Annotated in this window: 19 protein-coding genes; 15 read left to right on the forward strand and 4 right to left on the reverse strand. The window is 70.1% G+C overall.

The features are described 5' to 3' along the window. Nucleotides 1–151 precede the first annotated feature (151 nt). Together E0L36_RS12550 and E0L36_RS12555 are read right to left on the reverse strand one after the other, a co-directional pair. Nucleotides 152–1,834 (reverse strand): DUF885 domain-containing protein, encoded by a 1,683-nt coding sequence (locus E0L36_RS12550; RefSeq protein WP_180929102.1) that lies wholly within the window; start codon nt 1,832–1,834, stop codon nt 152–154. A gap of 201 nt (nt 1,835–2,035) precedes the next feature. Beyond that, nucleotides 2,036–3,049 (reverse strand): helix-turn-helix transcriptional regulator, encoded by a 1,014-nt coding sequence (locus E0L36_RS12555; RefSeq protein ID WP_180929103.1) that lies wholly within the window; start codon nt 3,047–3,049, stop codon nt 2,036–2,038. A gap of 1,168 nt (nt 3,050–4,217) precedes the next feature. Here E0L36_RS12555 and nudC point away from each other — a divergent pair. The 12 genes from nudC to E0L36_RS12615 all read left to right on the forward strand — a co-directional run bounded on the left by nudC (nt 4,218) and on the right by E0L36_RS12615 (nt 18,524). Next, nucleotides 4,218–5,180, forward strand: coding sequence for an NAD(+) diphosphatase (nudC, locus tag E0L36_RS12560; protein WP_180929104.1), 963 nt, complete (start codon nt 4,218–4,220; stop codon nt 5,178–5,180). A 47-nt stretch (nt 5,181–5,227) separates the two neighbouring features. Continuing rightward, complete coding sequence (locus tag E0L36_RS12565; RefSeq protein ID WP_180929105.1) at nt 5,228–6,451, forward strand: ATP-grasp domain-containing protein; 1,224 nt, start codon at nt 5,228–5,230, stop codon at nt 6,449–6,451. Nucleotides 6,452–6,479: 28 nt separating this feature from the next. Then, a complete protein-coding gene (locus E0L36_RS12570; protein ID WP_180929106.1) occupies nt 6,480–7,763 on the forward strand; it encodes an MFS transporter in 1,284 nt (427 codons plus the stop codon). A 113-nt stretch (nt 7,764–7,876) separates the two neighbouring features. Further along, nucleotides 7,877–8,302 (forward strand): rhodanese-like domain-containing protein, encoded by a 426-nt coding sequence (locus E0L36_RS12575; protein WP_180929107.1) that lies wholly within the window; start codon nt 7,877–7,879, stop codon nt 8,300–8,302. A gap of 673 nt (nt 8,303–8,975) precedes the next feature. Beyond that, the gene (locus E0L36_RS12580) at nt 8,976–9,977 is read left to right on the forward strand and encodes an ABC transporter permease (protein ID WP_180929108.1); all 1,002 of its coding nucleotides are present in this window, start codon (nt 8,976–8,978) and stop codon (nt 9,975–9,977) included. Between the two features lie 63 nt (nt 9,978–10,040). After that, complete coding sequence (locus tag E0L36_RS12585) at nt 10,041–11,786, forward strand: ABC transporter substrate-binding protein (RefSeq protein ID WP_180929109.1); 1,746 nt, start codon at nt 10,041–10,043, stop codon at nt 11,784–11,786. Nucleotides 11,787–11,973: 187 nt separating this feature from the next. Next, nucleotides 11,974–12,981 (forward strand): ABC transporter permease, encoded by a 1,008-nt coding sequence (locus E0L36_RS12590; protein ID WP_180929110.1) that lies wholly within the window; start codon nt 11,974–11,976, stop codon nt 12,979–12,981. Continuing rightward, complete coding sequence (locus tag E0L36_RS12595; RefSeq protein ID WP_258016150.1) at nt 12,978–14,336, forward strand: ABC transporter ATP-binding protein; 1,359 nt, start codon at nt 12,978–12,980, stop codon at nt 14,334–14,336. Before E0L36_RS12590 ends, E0L36_RS12595 begins: the two co-directional genes overlap by 4 nt. A 14-nt stretch (nt 14,337–14,350) precedes the next feature. Beyond that, a complete protein-coding gene (locus E0L36_RS12600; RefSeq protein ID WP_180929111.1) occupies nt 14,351–15,445 on the forward strand; it encodes an ABC transporter ATP-binding protein in 1,095 nt (364 codons plus the stop codon). 112 nt (nt 15,446–15,557) lie between these two features. Further along, nucleotides 15,558–16,463: a thioesterase family protein gene (locus E0L36_RS12605; protein ID WP_180929112.1), complete on the forward strand. Its 906-nt coding sequence runs from the start codon at nt 15,558–15,560 to the stop codon at nt 16,461–16,463. A 219-nt stretch (nt 16,464–16,682) separates the two neighbouring features. Further along, nucleotides 16,683–17,162: a Dps family protein gene (locus E0L36_RS12610; RefSeq protein WP_180929113.1), complete on the forward strand. Its 480-nt coding sequence runs from the start codon at nt 16,683–16,685 to the stop codon at nt 17,160–17,162. Between the two features lie 147 nt (nt 17,163–17,309). Next, entirely contained in the window at nt 17,310–18,524 is a 1,215-nt protein-coding gene (locus E0L36_RS12615) for a cysteine desulfurase family protein (RefSeq protein WP_180929114.1), read from the forward strand. Between the two features lie 51 nt (nt 18,525–18,575). Here the strand turns inward: E0L36_RS12615 and E0L36_RS12620 are convergent, their stop codons facing one another. Then, the gene (locus E0L36_RS12620) at nt 18,576–19,229 is read right to left on the reverse strand and encodes an N-acetylmuramoyl-L-alanine amidase (protein ID WP_180929115.1); all 654 of its coding nucleotides are present in this window, start codon (nt 19,227–19,229) and stop codon (nt 18,576–18,578) included. A gap of 244 nt (nt 19,230–19,473) precedes the next feature. Between E0L36_RS12620 and mnmA the strand changes: the two genes are divergently transcribed. From mnmA to E0L36_RS12635, 3 genes are all read left to right on the forward strand, one after another. Further along, nucleotides 19,474–20,619, forward strand: a complete 1,146-nt coding sequence (gene mnmA / locus E0L36_RS12625; protein ID WP_180929116.1) for a tRNA 2-thiouridine(34) synthase MnmA — start codon at nt 19,474–19,476, stop codon at nt 20,617–20,619. Nucleotides 20,620–20,846: 227 nt separating this feature from the next. Next, nucleotides 20,847–22,043, forward strand: coding sequence for an AAA family ATPase (locus E0L36_RS12630; RefSeq protein WP_180929117.1), 1,197 nt, complete (start codon nt 20,847–20,849; stop codon nt 22,041–22,043). Then, nucleotides 22,040–22,702, forward strand: coding sequence for a DUF4276 family protein (locus E0L36_RS12635; protein WP_180929118.1), 663 nt, complete (start codon nt 22,040–22,042; stop codon nt 22,700–22,702). The genes E0L36_RS12630 and E0L36_RS12635 overlap by 4 nt, the downstream gene beginning before the upstream one ends. Before the next feature lie 97 nt (nt 22,703–22,799). Here E0L36_RS12635 and E0L36_RS12640 read toward each other — a convergent pair whose 3' ends face one another. Next, entirely contained in the window at nt 22,800–23,366 is a 567-nt protein-coding gene (locus E0L36_RS12640) for a TIGR00730 family Rossman fold protein (RefSeq protein WP_180929119.1), read from the reverse strand. Nucleotides 23,367–23,371 lie beyond the last annotated feature (5 nt).

Below are 23,371 nucleotides of genomic sequence, written 5' to 3' on the forward strand. Positions count from 1 at the left end.
GCCCCCCGGCTCAGCCGGACGGGACCGGGGCGGTCTCGTGACTCCACTCCCCATCCACCGTCGAGGCCCTTCGGGGAGTGGGCTCCGCCCCGCGCGGCCGTCCGGACGCGCGGGGCGGTACGGCCAGGCTGGCCGTGTCAGTCAACTCCCGTCACAGCTGGGCCAGTTCGTCCGCGAGGTCGTCCAGCCCGAGCGAGCCCTGGGACAGTGCGGCCATGTGCCACCGCTTCGCGTCGAAGGCGGAGCCGTGCGCCCGCTGGGCCGCCTCCCGGCCCCGCAGCCAGACCCGCTCGCCGATCTTGTAGCCGATGGCCTGGCCCGGCATCGACAGATAGCGGGTCAGCTCGCTCGCGATGAACTCGGGCGAGCGCCCGCTGTGCATCCCGAAGAACTCCTCGGCCCGCTCGGTCGTCCAGCGCTCCCCGGGGAGGTAGGGGGAGTCGGCCGGGATGGTGAGCCCCAGGTGCACCCCGATGTCGACGATCACCCGGATCGACCGCATCATCTGCGCGTCCAGGTAGCCCAGCCGCCGCTCGGCGTCGCCCAGATACCCCAGCTCGTCCATCAGCCGCTCCGCGTAGAGCGCCCAGCCCTCGGCGTTGGCCTCCACCATGCCGATCGTCGCCTGGTAGCGGGAGAGCTGGTCGGCCACGTACACCCACTGGCCGAGCTGGAGGTGATGGCCCGGCACCCCCTCGTGGTACCAGATCGAGACCAGGTCGTAGATCGGGAAGCTGGTCTTGCCCATGGTCGGCAGGTAGGTGCGGCCCGGGCGGGAGAAGTCCTCGGACGGCGGGTAGTAGAACGGCGCGACCGAACCACCGGCCGGGGCGATCCGCGACTCCACCCGCCGGATCGGCTCGGCGAGGTCGAAGTGGGTGCCGTCCAGCGAGGTCATCGCCTCGTCCATCAGCCCCTGGAGGTAGCGCTGGACCTCGTCCACGCCCTCGATCCGGGTGCCGTGCTCGGCCAGGTGCGCCAGCGCCTCCCAGGGACCGGCGCCGGGGAGGATCCTCCCGGCCTCCTCGCGCATCTGCCCCATCAGCCGGTGGTACTCGGACCAGCCGAACTCGTACGCCTCCTGGAGGTCGAGGTCGGCGCCGTTGAAGAAGCGGGAGGAGCGGGCGTAGCGCTCGCGGCCGACCGGGTCCGGCGCGTCGGCCACCGCCGGGGCGTACACCGACTCCATCCACGCGCGCAGTTCGGCCAGGGCGGCGGTCGCCTCCCGCACGGCGGGCTCCAGCCCCTCGCGCGTCCCGGCGGGGGCGTCCGCGACCAGGGTGGGGAACCAGCCGTCCACCGGATCGATCCAGTTCTCCAGCTGGCCGAGGACGGTACGCGTGGCCCGGGGACCGCCGGGCAGCCCGCGCTCCAGCCCGAGCGTCAGCGAACTCCGGTACCCCGCGACCGCGTCGGGCACCGCGCGCAGCCGCTCCCCGACGGCGAGCCAGTCCTCGGCGGTGTCCACCGGGTTCAGGCTGAACGCCTCCCGCATGAAGTGCAGCGGGGAGCGCAGGTTGCTCACCTGACGCAGGTGCTCGTCGCTGTCGTGCAGGGCGAGTTGGGCGTTGAGCCGCTCCCGCAGCAGCCGGGCGCACCGCCGCTCCACGCCCTCCTCGGCTTCCGGCTGCCGCTCGGCGTCGGCGAGCTTCTTCAGGGTGCCGCGGGCCAGGTCCGCTATTTCGTCCTGGCCTTCCGGGGAGTAGTCGGGGAGTTTCGCGTGGCTTTCCCGCTCTCCGAGGTAGGTGCCCACCGTCGGGTCGAGCCGAGTGAGCGCGTCAACATAGTCGTCGGCAATCTGACGCGGTAGCTGGGGGGTTGAGTTATCGGGCATGCTGGCAATCCTCGTACAGAGCGGTGTCCCGTGTCCGTCGATTTGCGGACACATTGTGGGGGAGTCCCGGACCAACTCCGCCGAGAGTCACGGAGAGGTCATGGGAAGGAAAAGCCCGGGGATAGGCGAGGAAAAGCGGGCGGGTTCTTCCCATGCCACACGGCGCCGTGGCGGCGCGTGCGGCGTCCGGGAATTCCGCCGTCAGTCCTCCAGCAGGTTGTGCTCGCGGATGAGGTAGCCGAGGTGCAGCCGGGTCTCGGCCCCGAGCTTGGTCATGATCTCCGAGACGTGGCGCTGGCAGGTCCGCACCGAGACGCCCAGCGCGCGCGCGACCGCGCGGTCGTCCTCGCCCTGCACCAGCAGGTGCATGATGGCCTGTTTGGTCTGGTCGGCCAGCCCCTCGACGAAGGTGCGGTTGAGCGGGATGCCGAACGACTGCCCCCGGGGCCAGAGGAGTTCGAACAGTTCCGCGGAGAAGGAGCTGATGGCGGGGTCACGGACGATCAGGGCGCCGCCCGGCAGGTCGTCCAGCGGGATGACGGTGACCTCCCGGTCGAAGACCAGGAAGCGGGTGAGCCCGCCGGTAACCGTCCGGATCTCGGCGCCCGCGGCGGAGAGCCGGGCCGCGTGCCGCGAGGTCGCCGGGTCGAAGCGGGCCGCGTGCTGGTAGAGGGTCCGCAGCCGCACCCCGCGCTCCAGCAGGTCCAGGTCGCGGTCGGCGGACTCGGAGAGCACGTCCTTCGGGCGGGGGCCGCCCGGCTGGGAGGTGAGCACCTCCTGCGTGCAGTTGACGGCGAGTTTGCTCAGCGCCTCCCGCACCTTGGGCAGCGAGGTCAGTCGCTCAAGGGGCTGGTCCAGGTAGCCGGAGGCGGTCTCGTGCAGGTGTGTCAGGGCGAGGATCTGGTCGCGCAGCAGCCCGAGTCGGCGCCACTCCTCCATCAGCCGGCTCTCGTGCGCCTGGAGGAGTTCGGCGGAGCGCCCGGAGGGCGCGATGGCGGTGAGCCGGTCCGTGCCGATCCGCCGCAGCAGCCCGAGGGCGAGCAGGGAGCGGATGGCCTCGTCGGCGGTGACCTCGTCGCTCTCGGTCACGGCTGGTGCTTCCGAGACCTCCATCACGTGACAGCGGAGCACGTGGCGGTAGAGGTTCATCGCCGCGGAGCTGAGCGCGGGGGGCAGGCTCGCCGCGTCTTCTAACGGCGCGGCTCTCTGTTTCATAGGCGTACTTCCCACAACTGGGGCCGGGGGAGGGGTCGCCGCCGCCCGGCGAGGGCCGGTGTTCTGTCCGAGTAGGACGTGATGTGCGGACGCCGCACCTCTGTGTGAGTGAGGTTTCGGCCTCACCGAGTATCCGCCCGTGACAGCAGTACCAAGTGGTGCGAAGTGGGGTAGCGTTACCTATTTGTTATGTCCACTACGTGGTAGTAAACCGGGTATGACGTGTTTTGTGAACCCGGTGCTCGGGGCGGTCAACGAGGCCGAAAAGGGCAGTCCCCGCGTTGTCGTTCTCGCGCATGTCGCTATCCGGAAGCCGTTCTGTGGTTGTCCTCGCGAGAGGGTTGCGCCAATCTGACTCGGGCAAATTCGAATGGGTGCGGAGCTGCCTCCTTCGGGAATCCGTGCCCGGGACGCACGGGGGATCTCAGAAGTGTGCGCGAGAGTTGACGGGTCGGCATCCACATTCTTCGGCGCGGCTGAGGCCGGTGTCACCACGGCGGGTTTCCCAGGTCCACTCCGCGCGCGCCGGTTATTCCGGAACCCCGACACCGGATGGGGAGTCGCCGCCGGGGTGGCGGGCGACACCGGCTGGGGTTAGACCGGGGTCCCGTCGAGACTCCGCCGTCCGCTTCCGGAAACTCCGCGCTTCCGGGCGCGTTGCCGCGTACCTCTCATGGCGCCTCCCAGCCCGCCTCCGCGCGTCCCGCCGTGCCTGCTCCCGCCGTGTCCCGCCGTCTCCTGTGACCGTCGCTGAGACCAAGGGGCCGCCGGGGCGCGGTCGGTGCCGCGGGGTCGCGGTGACCGTAACGGTCAACTCCCCTCTAGTCAGGCCGAGTTGGTGATGGACTGGGTGCGACGGAGGCGTGCGGGGCCGGTGGAGCGGGAAGGACGAGTGGGGAACCGGCGGGAGCCGGCCGCGCGGTCACACGGGTCCGGGACGCCGGACGGCGGGCGACCCGAGTGGTGTGTCCCGCGGATGCCGCCCGCCCCCGGCACGGCGCCGCCCACCGCGCGGAGCGGGTGTAACGGGCACCGTCCTCATCGCGCATGTCGCAATCCGGAAGCCGGTGCCGTGTTGCGGGGCCGCGCGGCCCGGCGCGAACCTCTTGCGAGGAGTGTTCGGAACCCGGCCTCCGCGATTCCGAACGGACCTTTGTGGACGGAACAGATGGGATCACTTTCGGTGGCCGCCACCGCCACCGCCCCCGCCTACACCGAGGTACCCCTCGACCGGGCGGGCGACCGGCGGACCGACCCCGAGTGGGTCGCGGAGATCCTGGCCTCCGGTGACACCGTCGTCATCCCCCTGTGGCGTGACCGCTGCCTGCTGGACGCCGCGCGCGTCCCCCTCCAGCTGACGGGCGCCCAGGCCCGGTTGGGCACGAGCGTGGAGCAGTGGGTGCTCCTCGGGCTCGATTCCGGCGGCCCCGGCGCGGGAACCGGTCAGCGCGGGGAGCCCGCCGTCGCCGCCGCCGACCTGTCGGGGCTCACCGAGGCCGCGGCGCTGGAGCTGACGGGCGCCACCGAAACCGCCCCGACCCGCGAACCGTTCACCCGGCTCAGCGCCAGGGATGCGGCGTTGCTGGCCTGCGCCCGGGGCTACCTGCACTGGCACCGGCAGCAGCGGTACTGCGGGGTGTGCGGGCGCCCGACCGAGAGCGTGAGCGGCGGGCACGAGCGCCGATGCGGCCCGGACGGCTGCGGGAAGCGGCACTTCCCCCGCGTCGAGCCCGCGGTCATCGTGCTCGTCGAGGCCCCCGGTCCACCCGGCCGGTGCCTGCTGGCGCGGCACCGGGGCGCGCCGCCGCACGCCTACTCCCTGCTGGCCGGGTTCGTGGAGACCGGTGAGGGGCTGGAGGGCGCCGCGGTCCGCGAGGTCGGTGAGGAGGCGGGCGTGCGCGTCGGCTCGGTGAGCTACGTGGGCTCGCAGGGGTGGCCGTTCCCCTCGGGGCTGATGGCCGGATTCCACGCCCGCGCCACGCACGACGAACTCCGCCCCGACAAGCGGGAGTTGATCGACGCACGCTGGTTCACCCGCGATGAGCTGCGGGCCCGTGTCCGCGCGGGGCACGGTCTGGGGCCCCCTGACTCCCTCGGGAGCCGGATGCTGCGCGACTGGCTGGAGCGCTGACGACGCCGATCCACCGGCCATTTCACACACAGGGAGCACATGCAGGAATGGACAGTATTCTGATCGTGGGCGGGCGCCCGGAAACGCTCCTCAAAGCCAGACGGTTGGGGCTGCGGACGCTCTCGCTCCAGCACATGGACCGGCTGCTGCCGGCCCACGCCGAGGCGGCCGACGCCCTGTTCCTCGTGGAGTACGGCGACTGGGAGCAGACGCGCCCGCTCATCGAGTCGGCGCACCGGGCGTACGGCTTCTCCCGGGTGGTCTCGCTCGCCGAGCAGTGCATGGTCACCGTCGGCCGGATCAACGACCTGCTGGGGCTGCCCGGCACCTCCGAGGAGGTGGCGCTGCTCTTCAAGGACAAGCTGGCGATGCGCCGCCGGATGGCCGAGCGGGGGGTCCCCACGGTGGCCGCCGAGACGGTGGAGGACGCCACCGGGATCCGCAAGTTCGGCGCGGAGCACGGCTATCCGGTGGTGCTCAAGCCGATCGGGAGCACCGGCAGCCGGGGCGTGGAGATCATCGAGAGCGAGGAGGCCGTCGAGGCCGCCTGGACCCGCACCTGGGAGCTGTCCCAGCGCACGGACCTGGTGTTCGGGAAGTTCTTCCCGGTCGGTGACCGCTTCCTGGTCGAGGAGTACGTCGGAGGCCCCGAGTACAGCGTGGAGAGCTGCTCCTTCGACGGGCGGCACAGCGTGGTCGGCATCGTCGAGAAGCACACCCGGGGCGTCGTGGAGATGGGGCACGCGGTACCGGCCCGGATCTCCGCCGAGAGCGACGCCGAGATCACCGACCACGTCTGCGACTTCCTCGACGCGATGGGCCTGAGGGACGGCGTCGCGCACACCGAGATCAAGGTCGGCCCGAACGGGCCCCGGGTGATCGAGTCGCACGACCGGATCTCCGGCGACCGGATCTTCGACCTGGTCCTCGGCGCCTACGACATCGACCTGGAGCTGTACGCGGTCGGCGCGCCCTTCGGCCTGCTCCCCGAACTGCCGCGCCGCCCCCGGGCGGTGGGCGCCGCCGCCACCCGCTTCCTGACCGCCGAGCCGGGCAAGGTCGTGGGCTTCCACGGCACCGACGAGGTGCTGGCGCACCCCTCCCTCATCGATCTCGACATCTCGGTGAAGGTGGGCGACACGGCCCCGGTGGTGCGCGACAACCTCGACCGCAGCGGCCAGGTCCTGGTGCGCGGTGCGGACACCGACGAGGCGGCGGAGACCTGCGACGCGCTCGCCGCGAAGATCATTGTGGAGACGGTCGACGCGTGACCCGTCCGACAGCCGAAGAGAGGCACGCATGTCCGTCTATCTGAAGCGGAACTTCCTGCTGACCTACCTGGCGCAGTTCATCTCGTGGTTCGGCTCGAAACTGCTGATGATCTCCTACGTGGCGTTCATCTTCAAGGAGACCTCCAACGCCACGTCCTCCGCCCTGGTGTTCGCGATCGACTGGGGCACGAACCTGGTCGTCGGTCTCTTCGTCACCCAGTGGATCGACAACAAGAACGCCAAGTACCTCATCGTCTGGCTCAACGTGGCGGCGGCCTGCGTCACCCTGGTCTTCCTGGGCTTCACCGACCCGAGTTGGTACGCCGCGGCGATCGTCATCATCTTCTTCCGCGGCCTGCTGAACAGCGCGGTCAACGCGGCCCGGATCAAGGCGCTGGTGCAGCTGTTCTCCAAGGAGGAGACCGACCTCTACTCGCCGGTCTTCAGCTCCAGCCAGCCGGTGGCCGTCGGCCTGTCCGGCGCGGTGGGCATCGTCATCCTCAACTACACCTCCTTCGCCGGCGTCATCGTCATCAACTCCCTCACCTTCCTGGTGGCGGCGGTGCTGATGATGTTCACCCGGCCGAACGAGGAGCGCCTGCGCGAGTCCATAGCCCAGGGGAACCCGGGGGAGAGCAAACTCGCCGGGATCAAGCGGGCGTTCAGCATCATCGCCAACAAGGAGCAGATCGCCTCCGCGGTCTTCTACATCATCCTGGCGGTGACCACCTTCCAGGCCACCTACGAGCTGCTGATCAGCGTCATCCCCGAAGTCTGGTTCGGCTGGGGCCCGTCCGGCACGGCGATGTTCTTCCTGATCGAGTCGATCGCCGCGGTCGTCGGCCTGTTCGGGTACCAGTACTTCAACCGCCGGGGCCACTTCACCGACGTGAACCACCGCAAGGTGGCGCTCACCATCATCCTGGGCGCCTCCGTGATGTACGCCGCGCTGCCGGCGACCCAGAACAGCCTGGTGGTCTGCGCGGCCTTCTTCACCGTCGTGGTGATGCTCGGAACGGCCCTGTGGACACACCAGTTCAAGATGATGATCGCCAAGAGCCCCGAGGAGAAGATCGCCTCGGTGGTCGGCGCCCAGACCGCCATGGGCTACAGCCTGATGGGCGTCTTCGCGCTGATCTTCTCGCTCGGCCTGAACGGCCTCGGCCCCTCCCCGACCGTCTGGATCAACGTCGCCTGCGGCGGGCTGCTGGTCCTCGGCTGGGAGTACGTCGCCCGCCGTATCAAGGAGAAGGAGCGGCGCCTGGCCGCCACGACCGACGGCGCCCCGCTGGAGCGCACCACGGTCAGCTGACCCCCTCAGGGCGCCGCCGGTCGCTCCGGCGGCGCCCGCCCGGGCCGCGCGCCGCGCGGCCCACGACCACCACCGACCGGCCCACCGGGCCACGAGGGTCCACGGAGAAGCACATGAGCCACGACGAGCTGAACGACGAGAGCAAGCGTGTCCTGGGCGTCGCCCCCGCCGCCCCGGAGGACGCGCTGCGCTACTTCTACCTGACCAAGCTGCGCTGCGAGACCGACCCCTACGACGTCCACCACGACCTGGAGGCGGGTGCCGAGGGCTTCGTCGTGCTGGACGTTCGCCGGGAGCCCGCCTACCGCGAGGCCCACGTCGCCGGGGCCCGGAACTTCTCGCACCACGACATGACCCCGGAGGCCATCGCCGCGCTCGACCCCGAGCAGGTCTACGTGACCTACGGCTGGGGCCCCGGCTGCAACGGCGGTTCGCGCGGCGCGGCGAAGCTGGCCGCGGCAGGGCTGAGGGTCAAGGAGATGGTCGGCGGCCTGGAGTACTGGCAGCGCCAGGGCTTCCCGATCGAGAAGAGCGACTGAGGAGCGAACGCTCCCGGCCCGGCGGGCCGCCCCACCCCACCGGTGGCGCGGCCCGCTCCGGCGCGCCGTCCCGCGCCCCGGGACGGGGTCGCCGCCCGCGCCCCGGTACGCGCCCTGAGCGGCGCGCACCGGGGCGCGGACGTGTCCGGGGCGGGGGCTGGCTCGCGTGGTGCCCTGGCGGCCGCCGAGCGGCCCGTGACGGCCCGGGGGAGCCCCGGTGGACCGCCGGGCGGCAGGCCAACACAGCGCAGAATGACGGTAGTTGGTTGGTCCGCCGCACCTGAGCCAAGTCGCCCGGCGTTCCGCGGAGTTCGCCCTCGGTTCCCGGGGGAGAGCCGCCGCCCCCGCTCGCCGGACGGGCGGCGCGGCGCCCGCGCGGACCTCCCCCCGTCACTCCGGTGGATCGGCCAACTACCGTGCGCGAAAGGGCGGATGGTGCGGCCCCGGAGGCACCCGGAATTCCGATACTCGCGGCGCCGCCTCCGTATAACGGTACGTGCCGCCTTCCATCACAGTTGCGCATCCTTTCGTCTCGAAGGCTGGCGACTGATCGTGACCGGGATGAAGACTCACCCGCCATAGGCCACCCGGTCCTGTGTACGACACTCCAACGAAACCGCCACCCGCGGTAAATACAGGCAAGGCAACGCCGGTTGAGAGGGATCTGCGCCAGATGACGGCACCACCGCATAAGACCCTTACGGAGCAGGCGGCTACCCCTCCGGCGGGCGAGGGTGAGGGCGAAGTCAAGGCGATCGAGGGTCGCTCGCTCGGACGGATCGCCTGGGACCGGCTGAAGCGGGACAAGTTCGCGATGGCGGGCGCCGTGATCGTGGTGAGCCTCATCGTGCTCGCCCTCCTCTCCCGGCCGCTACAGATGATGCTGGGCCTGGACCCGAACCGGCTGAACCAGGACCTCGTGGACCCCTCGCTGAGCACCCCGCTCGGCTCCTTCGGCGGCATCAGCTGGGACCATCCGTTGGGCGTGGAGCCGAAGTTCGGGCGGGACATCGCCACCCGGATCCTGGAGGGCTCCTGGGTGTCGATGCTGGTCGCCTTCAGCGCCACCTTGTTCGCGGTGATCCTCGGCACCGTCCTCGGGATCATCGCGGGCTTCTACGGAGGCTGGGCCGACACCGTCATCAGCCGGGCCATGGACGTCTTCCTCGCCTTCCCGCTGTTGCTGTTCGCCATCTCGATCTCCGCCGCGCTCCAGGGCGGTGCCTTCGGGCTGGAGGGGCTACCCCTCCACGTCGGCGTGCTGATCTTCGTGATCGGCTTCTTCAGCTGGCCGTACATCGGGCGGGTGGTCCGCGGGCAGACGCTCTCGCTCAGAGAGCGGGAGTTCGTCGAAGCCGCCCGAAGTCTGGGCGCCCGGGGCCCGTTCATCCTCTTCCGGGAACTGCTGCCGAACCTGATAGCGCCGATCCTGGTGTACTCGACGCTGCTCATCCCGACCAACATCCTCTTCGAGGCGTACCTCAGCTTCCTCGGAGTGGGCATCCAGGAGCCGCAGGCGTCGTGGGGCGGGATGCTGAACCACGCCGTGGACTACTACAAGGTCGACCCGATGTTCATGATCATGCCGGGTATGGCGATCTTCATCACGGTGTTGTCCTTCAACCTGCTGGGCGACGGCTTGCGAGACGCACTCGACCCGAAGAGCCGCCGCTGACCGAAGCGCGGCCCGAGCTGCGCCTGTATACCCGACACTCTGAACCAGGGGGCACACTCCACCATGAAGAGCAGGTCGAAATCGGCCGCACTGCTGGCGGCTTCGGTCGCCGTGGTGCTCACGGCCACCGCGTGCGGTGGTGGTGACAAGACCGAGGAAGGCGACGCGAAGGCCAACGCCGCCGTCAAGCAGATGGTCAACGCCTCGGAAAAGAAGGGCGGGACGCTCGTCTACGAGTCGAAGGACTCCCCGGACTCCTTCGACCCCGGCAACACGTACTACGGCTTCATCTTCAACTTCAGCCGCCTGTACGCCCGTCCGCTCACCACCTTCCAGCCGGGCGCCGGCGACCAGGGCAACAAGGTCGTCCCGGACCTCGCGAAGAGCCTGGGCAAGCCCTCGGACAACGCGAAGACCTGGACGTACAAGCTGCGCAAGGGCGTGAAGTACGACGACGGCACCGAGGTCACCTCGAAGGACGTCAAGCACGCCATCGAGCGGAGCAACTTCGCCCCCGAGGTCAACCACAACGGCCCCGTGTACCTCAAGCAGTACCTGAAGGACAACGACAAGCCGTACAAGGGTCCGTACAAGGAGAAGGACAACGAGGACGGTCTCAAGTCCATCGAGACCCCGGACAAGCACACGATCATCTTCCACCTCAAGCAGTCCTTCGCCGAGTTCGACTACCTGCTGGCCAACCCGCAGTCGGCGCCGGTTCCCAAGTCCAAGGACAAGGGCGCGAAGTACGTCGAGAACATGGTCTCCTCGGGCTCGTACAGCATCCAGGACTACAAGCACGACCAGCAGGTCACGCTGGTGCGCAACAAGCACTGGAGCGCCAAGAACGACCCGATGCGCAAGCAGCTGCCCGAGAAGATCGTGGTCAAGCTGAAGGTCAACCAGGAGACCATCGACAACAACCTGAAGGCCGGCAAGACCCACGTCGACCTCATGGGTACCGGTGTCGCGGCCCAGACCCAGTCCGAGCTGCTCTCCGACAAGGACCCGAACACCGACAACGCCCAGGGCGGCCGGCTGTTCTACTCCGCCCTGAACACCAAGGTCGCGCCGTTCGACAAGCTCGCCTGCCGTCGCGCCGTGCAGTACGCGATCGACAAGGAGTCGGCGCGCACCTCCTTCGGCGGCCCGGTCAAGGGCGACATCGCCAGCACGGTGCTCCCCTCGGACCTGCCCGGTCACAAGAAGTACGACCTGTTCAAGACCAAGGACAACAAGGGCAACATCGCCAAGGCCAAGGCCGAGCTGAAGAAGTGCGGTAAGCCGAACGGCTTCAGCACCACGCTGACCGCCCGCAACGACCGGCAGGACGAGGTCGACGCGGCGACGTCGGTCCAGTCCTCGCTCAAGCGGGTCGGTATCAACGCGAAGCTCCAGAAGTACCCGACCAACAAGTACTTCGAGAACTACGCCGGTGTCCCGAAGTTCACCGAGGACAAGAAGATCGGCATCATGATGATGGAGTGGGGTGCCGACTGGCCGACCGGCTTCGGCTACCTCCAGCAGGTGATGCACGGTGACGCCATCAAGGAGTCCGGCAACACCAACCTGTCCCAGCTGGACGACCCGAAGATCAACGATCTGCTGGACAAGACCATCGCCAACACCGATGAGGCGTCCCGGGAACGGGCCTACGTCACGGTCGACAAGATGGTGATGGAGCAGGCGGTGATCGTGCCGCTCGCCTACCGCAAGGCGCTGCACTACCGGTCACCGAAGCTCACCAACGTGGTAGCCAACCCCGCCTGGAGCGGTCAGTACGACTACCTCAACCTCGGTCTCAAGTGACCGTGACCCCGGGCCAGCGGCGAACCGCTGGCCCGGGGCCCTCCCGTTTCTGACCTCCGTCAGCTGACGTCCCGCCCCCCGACTGCCCACGCCGTGGAAGGCAGGTGAAGGCAGCGCTGGTCATCGACCGCCCGGACCTCCCCACAGGGAGGCGCTGGCGGCCGGGGGCCACAGAAGCCGCTCATCAGTGTTTGTGTACCTCGTCAGGCGGACGATCGCCGCGGTGTTGCTGCTGCTCGTGGTGAGCGCGATCACGTTTGCGATCTTCTTCCTGCTGCCGCGGCTGACCGGCACCACCACCGACTCGCTCGCCGCGCAGTACGTCGGCCGTAACCCCTCACCCGAGGCCATCGCCGCGGTCAAGAAGAACCTCGGCTTCGACCAGCCCCTCTACCAGCAGTACTGGGACTTCATCAGCGGTCTGGTCGCCGGTCGCGAGTACCAGATCGGCCCGGACCCGACCCAGTGCAACTTCCCCTGCTTCGGCTACTCCTTCAAGGACAACTTCGAGGTGTGGCCGCAGATGGTCGACCGGCTTCCGGTCACCGCCTCGCTGGCGCTCGGCGCCGCGACCATCTGGCTGGTCGCCGGTGTGGGCACCGGCATCATCTCGGCCCTCCGCCCCGGTTCGATCTTCGACCGGATCGCGATGGGCGTCGCGCTGGCCGGCGTCTCGCTGCCGATGTTCTTCACCGGTGTCCTCTCGCTCGCGGTGTTCGTCTTCCACTGGCCGGTGTTCACCAACGTCTACGTCCCGCTGACGGAGGATCCGGTCGCCTGGGCACAGGCGATGGTGCTGCCCTGGTGCACGCTCGCCTTCCTCTACGCGGCGCTCTACGCGCGGCTCACCCGGTCCGGGATGCTGGAGACGCTGGGTGAGGACTACATCCGCACCGCCCGCGCGAAGGGTCTGCGGGAGCGCGTGGTCATCAGCAAGCACGGGCTGCGCTCGGCGCTGATCCCGGTGGTCACCGTCTTCGGGATGGACTTCGGGCTGCTGCTCGGCGGCGCGGTCGTCACCGAGACGGTCTTCTCCTACCCGGGGCTGGGCCAGTTCGCCTATGCCGCGATCCAGCAGAACGACCTGCCGATCATCCTCGGCGTCACGCTGTTCACGGCGGCCTTCGTCATCGTCTGCAACCTGATTGTGGACCTCGTCTACGCCGTCATCGACCCCCGAGTGAGGCTGGCATGACCGCATCCCGTCCGGGGGCCGCCCCGGAGCCCGAGCCGGACACGGCCGCGAAGGAGCCGGAGGCGGGCGCCAGCCCGGAGCCGGAGGCCACCGCGGCGACGCGCACCGGGGAGTCCCCGGACACCGCGGACACCCCCGAGCGGCCGGACACCGCTGAGGCCGCCGCCGACGGCGCCGCTGACGACGGCGCCGGGGAGACCGGGACCGCCGGGATCCCCGAGGTCTCCCAGGGCCCGAAAGCCACCGAGGGCCCGGCGGTCTCGAAGGGCCCGGCGCCTTCCGAGGTCTCCGGGAAGCCCGCGGCCGACGGCGAGAGCCCGCGCGCCTTCCTCGACGTGCGCGATCTGCGGGTGCACTTCCCCACCGACGACGGACTGGTCAAGTCGGTCGACGGGCTCACCTTCTCGCTGGAGAAGGGCAGCACCCTCGGCATCGTCGGGGAGTCGGGCTCGGGTAAGTCCGTCACCTCGCTCGGCGTGATGGGGCTGCACACCGCGGGACAGCGGGACAAGTCCAAGGTCCGGATCTCCGGCGAGATCTGGCTGGACGGGCAGGAGCTGCTGGGGGCCGCGCCGGACACCGTACGGCGGCTGCGCGGCCGGGAGATGGCGATGATCTTCCAGGACCCGCTCTCCGCGCTGCACCCGTACTACACGATCGGGCACCAGATCGTGGAGGCCTACCGGGTCCACCACGACGTCTCCAAGAAGGACGCGCGGCGGCGCGCGGTCGAGATGCTCGACCGGGTGGGGATCCCGCAGCCGGACAAGCGGGTCAACAGCTACCCGCACGAGTTCTCCGGCGGTATGCGGCAGCGCGCCATGATCGCGATGTCGCTGGTGAACAACCCCGAGCTGCTGATCGCGGACGAGCCGACCACCGCGCTCGACGTGACCGTCCAGGCCCAGATCCTGGACCTGATCCGCGACCTCCAGCAGGAGTTCGGCTCGGCCGTCATCATCATCACCCACGACCTCGGGGTCGTCGCCGAGCTGGCCGACGACATCCTGGTGATGTACGGCGGCCGGTGCGTGGAGTACGGCTCCGCCGAACAGGTCTTCCACGAGCCCCACCACCCCTACACCTGGGGCCTGCTGGGATCCATGCCGCGTATCGACCGGGAGCGCACCGAGCGGCTGGTCCCGGTGAAGGGCTCGCCGCCCAGCCTGATCAACATCCCGTCCGGCTGCGCGTTCAACCCCCGCTGCCCGTACGCGGACCTGCCCGGTGAGGAGCGGACCCGCACCGAGCGGCCGGAGCTGCGCGTGGTGGCGGAGGGTCACCTGACGGCCTGCCACCTCTCCGCCGCGCAGCGCGACCGGATCTGGAACGAAGAGATTGCCCCGAAGCTGTGAACGAGGACGAGCGCATGACGATCCCAGAGCAGACCTCGGGGGAGCCCCGGGAGGCGGCGGAGCCGCGCGAGCCGGCCGACGGTGAGCCGCTCCTGCGGGTGCGCGGGCTGAAGAAGCACTTCCCCGTCCGCCAGGGGCTGTTGAAGCGGCAGGTCGGCGCCGTCCAGGCGGTGGACGGGCTGGACTTCGACGTCCGGCAGGGCGAGACCCTGGGGGTGGTGGGCGAGTCCGGCTGCGGCAAGTCCACCATGGGACGGCTCATCACCCGGCTGCTGGAGCCCACCGCGGGCGAGGTCGTCTTCCAGGGGACGGACGTCACGCATCTCAGCGCCTCCGAGATGCGGCCGATCCGCCGCGACGTCCAGATGATCTTCCAGGACCCGTACTCCTCGCTGAACCCCCGGCACACGGTCGGCGCGATCGTCGGCGCCCCCTTCGCGCTCCAGAAGGTGCGCCCGGAGGGTGGCGTCAAGGAGGAGGTGCAGCGGCTCCTCCAGGTCGTCGGGCTCAACCCCGAGCACTACAACCGCTATCCGCACGAGTTCTCCGGCGGCCAGCGGCAGCGCATCGGCATCGCCCGGGCGCTGGCCCTCAATCCCAAGCTCGTGGTGGCCGACGAGCCGGTCTCCGCGCTGGACGTGTCGATCCAGGCGCAGGTGGTCAACCTGCTGGACGACCTCCAGCAGGAACTCGGCCTGACCTACGTGATCATCGCGCACGACCTCTCCGTCATCCGGCACGTCTCGGACCGGATCGCGGTGATGTACCTCGGCAAGCTGGTGGAGCTGACCGACCGCTCCACGCTGTACGAGACGCCGATGCACCCCTACACCAGGGCGCTGCTCTCGGCGGTGCCGGTGCCGGACCCGCGCCGGAGGAAGGAGGGCGGGGGCCGGGAGCGCATCCTGCTCCAGGGCGACGTGCCCTCGCCGATGCACCCGCCGACCGGCTGCCGCTTCCACACCCGGTGCTGGAAGGCGACGACGATCTGCAAGACGACGGAGCCGCCGCTGCTCTCGCTGGCCACCGGACACGAGGTGGCCTGCCACCACCCGGAGAACGCCGAGGACCAGCACCCCGAGGACACCGAGCCGCTGGCCACGGTCTGATCCGGGTGGCCGCCCGTCCCCGGCGCCGTTGGGCGCGGGGGACGGGGGCGTCCCGGAGCCGCTGGCGGGGGACGGATACCCGCGGGTAACAAAATCCGTGTACCGTGCCCGCATGTCTGATGTCACCACCGGAGTCCCCACCGGCGACTCCGCGCCCGAGCGGAGCCCCGTGCCAGCGCCGGCGTCCGCACCGCCCGCCGTGGAGTACGAGTTCGACCGGGACACCGCCGTACGGCGGACCGGTCCCGGCGACTACCGGGCCGAACTCTCCGGTGGCTGGGGCATCGGCCACGCGCTGAACGGCGGCTACCTGCTCGCCGTCCTCGGGCGGGCCCTCGGGGAGGAGCTGCCGCACCCGGACCCCTTCACGGTGAGTGCGCACTACCTGAGCGCGACCAGCGCCGGTCCCGCCACCGTCCGCGTCGACACCCTGCGCGCCGGCCGGACCCTGTCCACCGCCACCGCCGGGCTGTACCAGACCGGCCCGGACGGCGAGGAGACCGAGCGCATCCGGGTCCTCGCCACCTACGGAGACCTCGCCGCCCTCCCGGACGACGTGCGCACCAGCGCCAAACCCCCGGCCATGCCGCCGCCCGAGGGCTGCTTCAGCGCGGCCGACGCCCCGAAGGGCACGGACGGCGGCTCCGAGATGGTCCACCGGCTCGACCTGCGGATGGACCCGTCGACCTGCGGCTGGGCGGTGGGCACCCCCAGCGGGCGCGGCGAGATGCGGGCCTGGCTCGGACTGGCCGACGGTCGGGCCGCCGACCCGCTGTCCCTGCTGATGACGGTGGACGCGCTGCCGCCCACCGCCTTCGAACTCGGCCTCACCGGCTGGGTCCCCACCGTCGAGCTGACCGTGCACGTCCGCGGCCGCCCAGCGCCCGGCGCGCTCCGAGTCGCGATCTCCACCCGCAACCTCGCCGGGGGCTTCCTGGAGGAGGACGCCGAGATCTGGGACTCCGAGGACCGGCTCGTCGCCCAGTCTCGCCAGCTGGCCCGCGCCCGGATCGGCTGAGCGGCCCCGGCGCCGCACGGTGCCGCCCGCCGCCGTCCGCTCCCGGGGTGGGCCGCCCGCCGCTGTCCGCTCCCGGAGCCGCTCGTGGCCGGGGCGTTCCCGCGGGTCCGGACCGCGTGGGGTGAACGCCCCGGTAACCGTCGACAACGGGCCGTTTGGCCGATTCCAGGTAGCTTGGAAGAGGAGAAGAGGCGTCGTTCGAGAGAAGGCGGTCACACAGTGTCGAACGCAGTACGGAGCACCCTTCCCGGGGAGTCCCTGAAGATCGTCGGTGCGTCCCTCCAGGGCGCGCTCGTCGACCTGGTCGACCTCTCCCTCATCGCCAAGCAGATCCACTGGAACGTGGTGGGCCCGCGCTTCCGCTCCGTCCACCTCCAGCTCGACGAGGTGGTGGACACCGCGCGGAACTACTCGGACACCGTCGCCGAGCGCGCCGCCACCCTCGGCGTCCCCCCGGACGGGCGCTCGGCGACCGTCGCGGCGCACAGCTCCGCGGGGATCGTCAAGGAGGGCTGGCAGCAGGACACCGACGCGGTCCAGGCGATGGTAGACGCGCTCGCGGCGGTGATCACCAAGGCCCGGGAGCGGATGGTGGCCGTCGGGGAGGCCGACCCGGTCACCGAGGACATCTTCATCCAGCTCACCGGTGAGCTGGAGAAGCACCAGTGGATGTTCCAGGCCGAGCACCGCGGCGACTGAACCGGCCCCGGCGGGCGCGGGGGCGGCGGTTCGGCAGCCCCCGCCGCCGCGCCACCGTGGAGCCGCCGACGACCAGCGCGGACGCCGGGCAGCGGGACGGACGGGGGCGCGGGGGAGGGCGGGGCTGCTCGTAGAATCGGCGGCACCATGGCCCATACAGTCGACACCGCCCGTGCCCCCGGGGCACCCGCCACCGTGTACCTCGACCACGCCGCGACGACCCCGATGTTCCCCGAGGCCGTGCGGACCATGACGGAACAGCTCGCGACCCTGGGCAACCCCTCCTCCCTGCACGGCGCGGGCAGACGCGCCCGCCGCGCCGTCGAGGAGTCCCGCGAGGCGCTGGCGGACGCCCTCGGCGCCCGGCCCAGCGAGGTGGTCTTCACCTCCGGCGGCACCGAGGCGGACAACCTGGCCGTCAAGGGCCTCTACTGGGAGCGGAAGGCGGCCGACCCGGCACGGGTCCGCGTCCTCGCCAGCCCCGTCGAGCACCACGCCGTGCTGGACGCCGTCGAGTGGCTGGGCGAGCACGAGGGCGCCCGGATCGACTGGCTGCCGGTCGACGGCCACGGCCGGGTGCACCCCGACGGCCTGCGCGAAGCCATCGAGCGGAACCCGGACGACGTGGCGCTCGCCACCGTGATGTGGGCCAACAACGAGGTCGGCACCGTCCAGCCGGTAGCCGAACTGGCGGCCGTGGCCCGGGAGTTCGACGTACCCCTGCACGCGGACGCGGTGCAGGCCTGCGGGCAGCTGCCGCTCGACTTCGGGTCCTCCGGGCTGGCCGCGCTGACCGTCTCCGGCCACAAGACCGGCGGGCCCTACGGCATCGGCGCGCTGCTCCTGGGGCGGGAGTACACCCCCGTGCCGGTGCTGCACGGCGGCGGTCAGGAGCGCCACGTGCGCTCGGGCACCCTGGACACCCCCGCGATCGCCGCCTTCGCGGTCGCGGTCCGGCGGGCCGTCGCGGAGCGCGTGGAGTTCGCCGAGCGGGGCGGGGCGCTGCGCGACCGGCTGGTGGAGGGAGTGCGCGCCGCCGTCCCCGGGGCCGTGCTCAACGGTGACCCCGACCCGGCGGGACGGCTGCCCGCCAACGCGCACTTCGCCTTCCCCGGCTGCGAGGGGGACGCGCTGCTGCTCCTCCTGGACGCCCAGGGCATCGAGTGCTCCACCGGCTCCGCCTGCACGGCCGGCGTGGCCCAGCCCAGCCACGTCCTGCTGGCCGCCGGGATGGCGCCCGAACTGGCGCGCGGCACCCTCCGGTTCTCCCTCGGGCACACCTCCACCGAGGCCGACGTGGCGGCCCTGACCGGGGCGATCGGCCCGGCGGTGGAGCGGGCCGGGAACGCCGGGCTGAGCTGACCGCCGGCCGGTTCCGTTCGTCCCGCGCACGACCGGCGGGCCGGGCGGGCCTCAGCGGGCGGCGGCGCGGACCAGCCGCATGTAGCGCTTCCAGTCCCAGTGCGGCCCGGGATCGGTGTGGTCGGCGCCGGGCACCTCGATATGGCCCACGATGTGCTTCCGGTCGATGGGTATGTCGTACCGGGTGCAGATCCGCGCGGTAAGCCGGGCCGAGGCCCGGTACATGTCCGGGGTGAAGTCCTGCGGCCGGGAGACGAAGCCCTCGTGCTCGATGCCGACGCTGCGGTCGTTCCACGCCCGGTTGCCCGCGTGGTAGGCCACGTCCAGCTCGCGTATCAGCTGGGCGATGTGCCCGTCCTTCCGCACCACGTAGTGGGTGGCTGCCCCGTGCCGCGGGTCCTGGAAGACCTTGAGCGCGACCGGGTAGGTGCCCTCCACGACGTGGATCACCACCCGGTCGATGCGGTAGTCGTCCGGCCGGTTGGCACGCCGCCAGTTGGCCTCGGCGGCCGCGACCCACTCGGCGCCCCGGAAGTCCACCACGCCCGTCCGGCGGGGCTTGTGGTTCCCGGGGACGCGCCACCACTGCCGGGTGAGCGCGTCCCAGGCGGCGTAGGCTCCCGCACCGGCCGCGCCCAGCGTGACACCGCCTCCGATCAACAGCTTGCGCCTGCTGATTCCCTCTGGCCGGTCGTCGTCTGCCATGCGCTCGCTTCCCCGTGCGCGGCGCCGTCCGCGGGGCTCCGGCGGTGGTGCTCCGGTACCGGGGAGGCGCTCCTGATCCGATGAGGAGATTGTCCCTCGGTCTGCCGCGCGGCCGAAAGCGGAGACCCTCCGCCGGGGGCCGCTCGCGTCCCCCGGTACCGTCCGTCCGGGTCCGCGCGCGGCGTCCGCCGCTCCCGGCGGCCGCTCGGCCGGGCCGCGCCGGGGGCCGTACCCTGGACGGGCTATGACCGCACACGCCAGCACCCCAGCCGAGCCCGCGCGTCCACGTCTGCGCGTGCTCGCCGCCATGTCCGGCGGGGTCGACTCCGCCGTCGCCGCCGCCCGCGCCGTCGAGGCCGGGCACGACGTCACCGGTGTCCACCTCGCGCTGTCCGAGAACCCCAAGTCCTTCCGTACGGGGGCGCGCGGCTGCTGCACGATCGAGGACTCCCGGGACGCCCGCCGGGCCGCCGACGTGATCGGCATCCCGTTCTACGTCTGGGACCTCGCCGAGCGCTTCCGCGAGGACGTGGTCGAGGACTTCGTCGCCGAGTACGAGGCGGGCCGGACGCCCAACCCGTGCCTCCGCTGCAACGAGAAGATCAAGTTCGCCGCGCTGCTGGACCGGGCGCTGGCGCTCGGCTTCGACGCGGTGTGCACCGGCCACTACGCCACCGTCGTCACCGGAGACGGCGGCGAGCGCGAGCTGCACCGCGCCGGGGACGCCGCGAAGGACCAGAGCTACGTCCTCGGGGTGCTGGACGAGCGGCAGCTGGCGCACGCGATGTTCCCGCTCGGGGACACCGGGGCGACCAAGGCGGAGATCCGCGCGGAGGCCGAGCGGCGTGGGCTCGCCGTCGCCAGCAAGCCGGACAGCCACGACATCTGCTTCATCGCGGACGGTGACACCCAGGGCTTCCTCGCCCGGCGGCTCGGCACCGCCGAGGGCGCCATCGTCGACGAGTCGGGGGAGCGGGTCGGCAGCCACGAGGGCGCGTACGGCTTCACCGTCGGCCAGCGCAAGGGCCTCCGGCTGGGCCACCCCGCGCCGGACGGCAAGCCGCGGTACGTGCTCGACATCTCGCCGGTGGACAACACCGTCACCGTCGGCCCCGCCTCCTCGCTGGACGTCACGGCCCTGACCGCCCTCCGCCCCCGCTGGTGCGGCGCCCCGCCCACCGGCCCCGGCCGGTACACCGCCCAGCTCCGGGCGCACGGCGGCGAGTGCGAGGTGACGGCCGAACTCCGGGACGGCGAGCTGCTCGTGGCGTTCGAGGAGCCGGTGCGGGGCGTCGCGCCCGGGCAGGCCGTCGTGCTGTACGACGGCACCCGCGTGGTCGGCTCCGCCACCATCGCGCGCACCACCCGCGCCGCCCCCACCGCCAGCTGACACCGGCCCGCCGCCCGGTGCGTCCCGCCGTTCGGTGGCGGTGGGGTGCGCCGCCCGGCGTCCGGTGAGGCACCGGGCCCGCTCAGCCCTCGACCCACTCCAGGGCCTCGGCGGGCAGCCCTTCACCAGCGTGACCCACACAGTGCGGTTCCCGGAGTGGCTGTCAGTGATCGCGCACTGGGTGAGAATGGGACCTGTGAGTCTCCGGAGACGTCTTGAGGAGCGGTATGCGGCCCCCTGTTATCGAGTCGATCGAAGTCGGAAACTATCGCGCACTGCGTGATGTGAAGATCAAAAACCTCAGACCGTTCATGGTGTTGGTCGGGCCGAACGGAAGCGGGAAATCGACACTATTCGATGTGTTTGCATTTCTGGAAACGTGCTTCACATCCGGCGTGCGCAGCGCCTGGGATGCACGCGGCGGAATGGATCAGCTTCGTTCACGCGGCATGGAGGGACCGATCTCCATCCAACTCTCCTACCGCGAGAGCCCTACAGCGAAGAAGCTGACGTACCGGCTGGAGTTCGATGAGGAGGGCGGACGTCCCGTGGTGGCCAAGGAGCTTCTGCGCTGGACGCGGAGGCCCGGTCCTGGGAGGCCGACCCACGTTCTGGACTTCAGCCGGGGGTCGGGGTACGTGGTTGACGAGGACGGGCGGAAGAGCTCGGAGGAGCTGGACAGTTACGATCGACTGGCAGTAAACGCCCTCGGCCAGTTTAGATCGCATCCACGGGTCGCCGCGCTGCGCCGTTTCATCTCAGGCTGGTATCTCTCATATCTCTCGGTAGCAGATGAGAGGAAATCTCCCGTCGCCGGACCTCAGGAAAGACTGTCGAGGACTGGGGACAACATCAGCAACGTCCTGCAGTATCTAAAGGAGAATCATCCCCAGAGGCTTGAGCGGGTTATGCAGGCGCTCAGTGAAACGGTTCCCGCCCTTGAGCGTGCGGATTATGAGACTTCGCCTGACGGGCGGCTGGTTTTGTTCGTCAAGGATGCCCCTTTCCAGAAGCCGGTGCTGGCTAGAAACTCTTCGGATGGCACTCTCAAATTGCTGTCCTATCTTGCGTTGCTCTATGATCCGGACCCGGCGCCGTTTATTGGCGTCGAGGAGCCAGAGAACCACCTGTACCCGACAGTCCTTCCTGGTCTCGCTGAGCAGTGTCGGCACTCCAGTGCATTCTCTCAGATTGTAGTGACCACGCATTCACGGGATTTTCTAAACTCCTGTACGCCCGACGAGGTAATCGCGCTGCATAGGGGTGCGGACGGGTACACGCGCGTGGTGCGACCTCATGAGCTGCCCCGGGTGAACGACATGCTGCACCAGGGTGCTCTGCTGGGAACTCTCTGGGAGGAGGGGTTTTTCGAGGACGTGCCGGACCCCAGAACGCCGGTGATCGCGGTGGGGGATGAGCAGTGAAGCGCCGCGATAAGGACCGTGCGGCGCGGGGGATCCGTGCCGTTGAGTTGGAAATCCTGGTGGAAGAAGAGTCTGCTGGGATAGCAGTCAAAGATCTGGTCCACCGGGTTGTAGCGGATGCCCAGGTGACGGTGCGTATTCGGCAGTTTCGGGGAAAGCCTGATCTCCTCAAGAAGTTACCCGCACGTCTTCGCGGGTATGCGGCTGCTCGCGATCGGGGTGATGACGTGCGGATTCTGGTTCTTCTCGACAAGGACGACGACGATTGCCGAAATCTAAAAGCGAATTTGGATTCGATTGCCATGCAGGCCGGGCTCACGGTTAAAGGGAAACAGGGGGGTGAATTCTGTGTCTTAAATCGAATCGCGGTACGTGAGCTCGAAAGCTGGTACTTTGGGGATTGGAGAGCCGTTCGTAAGGCGTTCCCGAAAATTCCCGTCGAACCGCCTAAGCGCTTTCGTGGAAATCCTGACTGTGTAGATGGAAAACCATCCGAAGCCTTTAATCGGGTGCTCCGTGGCGCCGGTGTGCGCATGACGGCGAAAACCATGTGGGGTCAACGTATTGGACCGCATCTTGACCCGGACCGCAACAATTCGATGAGCTTCCGGGCGTTTATCGATGGACTGCGTGAAATTGTGCGGGATGATACGCGCTGAAGGTCCTGCTTCGGAGGACGATCTGGCCCCTCAACCACATCTGCTCCGATGAGGCTGAGGGGCTTGCGTCAGCAGGCGTGTGAGGCACCGGGCCCGCTCAGCCCTCGACCCACTCCAGGGCCTCGGCGGGGGTGGTGGCGAAGCCGGCGAGGTCGGCGAGCGGCCGGGGCAGGAAGCCCTCCGCCTCCATCCGCTCCATCTGGAGCCGCAGACCGTCGTAGAACCCGGCCGAGTTGAGGAAGACGACCGGTTTGGCGTGCATACCGTGCTTCTTCAGCTCCAGGATGTCCGTCGCCTCGTCCAGCGTTCCGGTGCCGCCCGCCAGCACCGCGATCGCGTCGGCGCGCTGGAGCAACAGGGCCTTCCGTTCGGCGAGGTCCCGGGTGACGATCATCTCGTCCGCGTCCGTCCTGGCCTTGTCGCGGAGGAACTCGACCGACACACCGACCAGTCCGCCCCCGGCGTGCCGCACGCCGTCCGCGATCACGCGCATCAGTCCGACGTTGGACCCGCCCCATATCAGCGAGTGTCCGCGTCCGCCGATAAGCTCCGCGAACTCACGGGCAGGCTCGGTGTACACGGCGCCGAGTTCGGCGGCCGAGCAGAAGACACAGATGTTCCGGGCCGGTCGGCCCGCGGAGGGGGAGCTGTTCTTGGCAACCATGCGAG

The organism is Streptomyces sp. AJS327 (assembly GCF_013450295.1).
Taxonomy (GTDB): domain Bacteria; phylum Actinomycetota; class Actinomycetes; order Streptomycetales; family Streptomycetaceae; genus Streptomyces.

Bases quoted from the DNA above. Each gene is read 5' to 3' on its own strand.
- E0L36_RS12555 (WP_180929103.1), bottom strand. From the start codon at position 3,049: ATGAAACAGAGAGCCGCGCCGTTAGAAGACGCGGCGAGCCTGCCCCCC.
- E0L36_RS12585 (WP_180929109.1), top strand. From the start codon at position 10,041: ATGAAGAGCAGGTCGAAATCGGCCGCACTGCTGGCGGCTTCGGTCGCC.
- E0L36_RS12630 (WP_180929117.1), top strand. From the start codon at position 20,847: ATGCGGCCCCCTGTTATCGAGTCGATCGAAGTCGGAAACTATCGCGCA.
- E0L36_RS12570 (WP_180929106.1), top strand. From the start codon at position 6,480: ATGTCCGTCTATCTGAAGCGGAACTTCCTGCTGACCTACCTGGCGCAG.
- E0L36_RS12595 (WP_258016150.1), top strand. From the start codon at position 12,978: ATGACCGCATCCCGTCCGGGGGCCGCCCCGGAGCCCGAGCCGGACACG.
- mnmA (WP_180929116.1), top strand. From the start codon at position 19,474: ATGACCGCACACGCCAGCACCCCAGCCGAGCCCGCGCGTCCACGTCTG.
- E0L36_RS12600 (WP_180929111.1), top strand. From the start codon at position 14,351: ATGACGATCCCAGAGCAGACCTCGGGGGAGCCCCGGGAGGCGGCGGAG.
- E0L36_RS12615 (WP_180929114.1), top strand. From the start codon at position 17,310: ATGGCCCATACAGTCGACACCGCCCGTGCCCCCGGGGCACCCGCCACC.
- E0L36_RS12605 (WP_180929112.1), top strand. From the start codon at position 15,558: ATGTCTGATGTCACCACCGGAGTCCCCACCGGCGACTCCGCGCCCGAG.
- nudC (WP_180929104.1), top strand. From the start codon at position 4,218: ATGGGATCACTTTCGGTGGCCGCCACCGCCACCGCCCCCGCCTACACC.
- E0L36_RS12550 (WP_180929102.1), bottom strand. From the start codon at position 1,834: ATGCCCGATAACTCAACCCCCCAGCTACCGCGTCAGATTGCCGACGAC.
- E0L36_RS12575 (WP_180929107.1), top strand. From the start codon at position 7,877: ATGAGCCACGACGAGCTGAACGACGAGAGCAAGCGTGTCCTGGGCGTC.
- E0L36_RS12640 (WP_180929119.1), bottom strand. From the start codon at position 23,366: ATGGTTGCCAAGAACAGCTCCCCCTCCGCGGGCCGACCGGCCCGGAAC.
- E0L36_RS12620 (WP_180929115.1), bottom strand. From the start codon at position 19,229: ATGGCAGACGACGACCGGCCAGAGGGAATCAGCAGGCGCAAGCTGTTG.
- E0L36_RS12580 (WP_180929108.1), top strand. From the start codon at position 8,976: ATGACGGCACCACCGCATAAGACCCTTACGGAGCAGGCGGCTACCCCT.
- E0L36_RS12565 (WP_180929105.1), top strand. From the start codon at position 5,228: ATGGACAGTATTCTGATCGTGGGCGGGCGCCCGGAAACGCTCCTCAAA.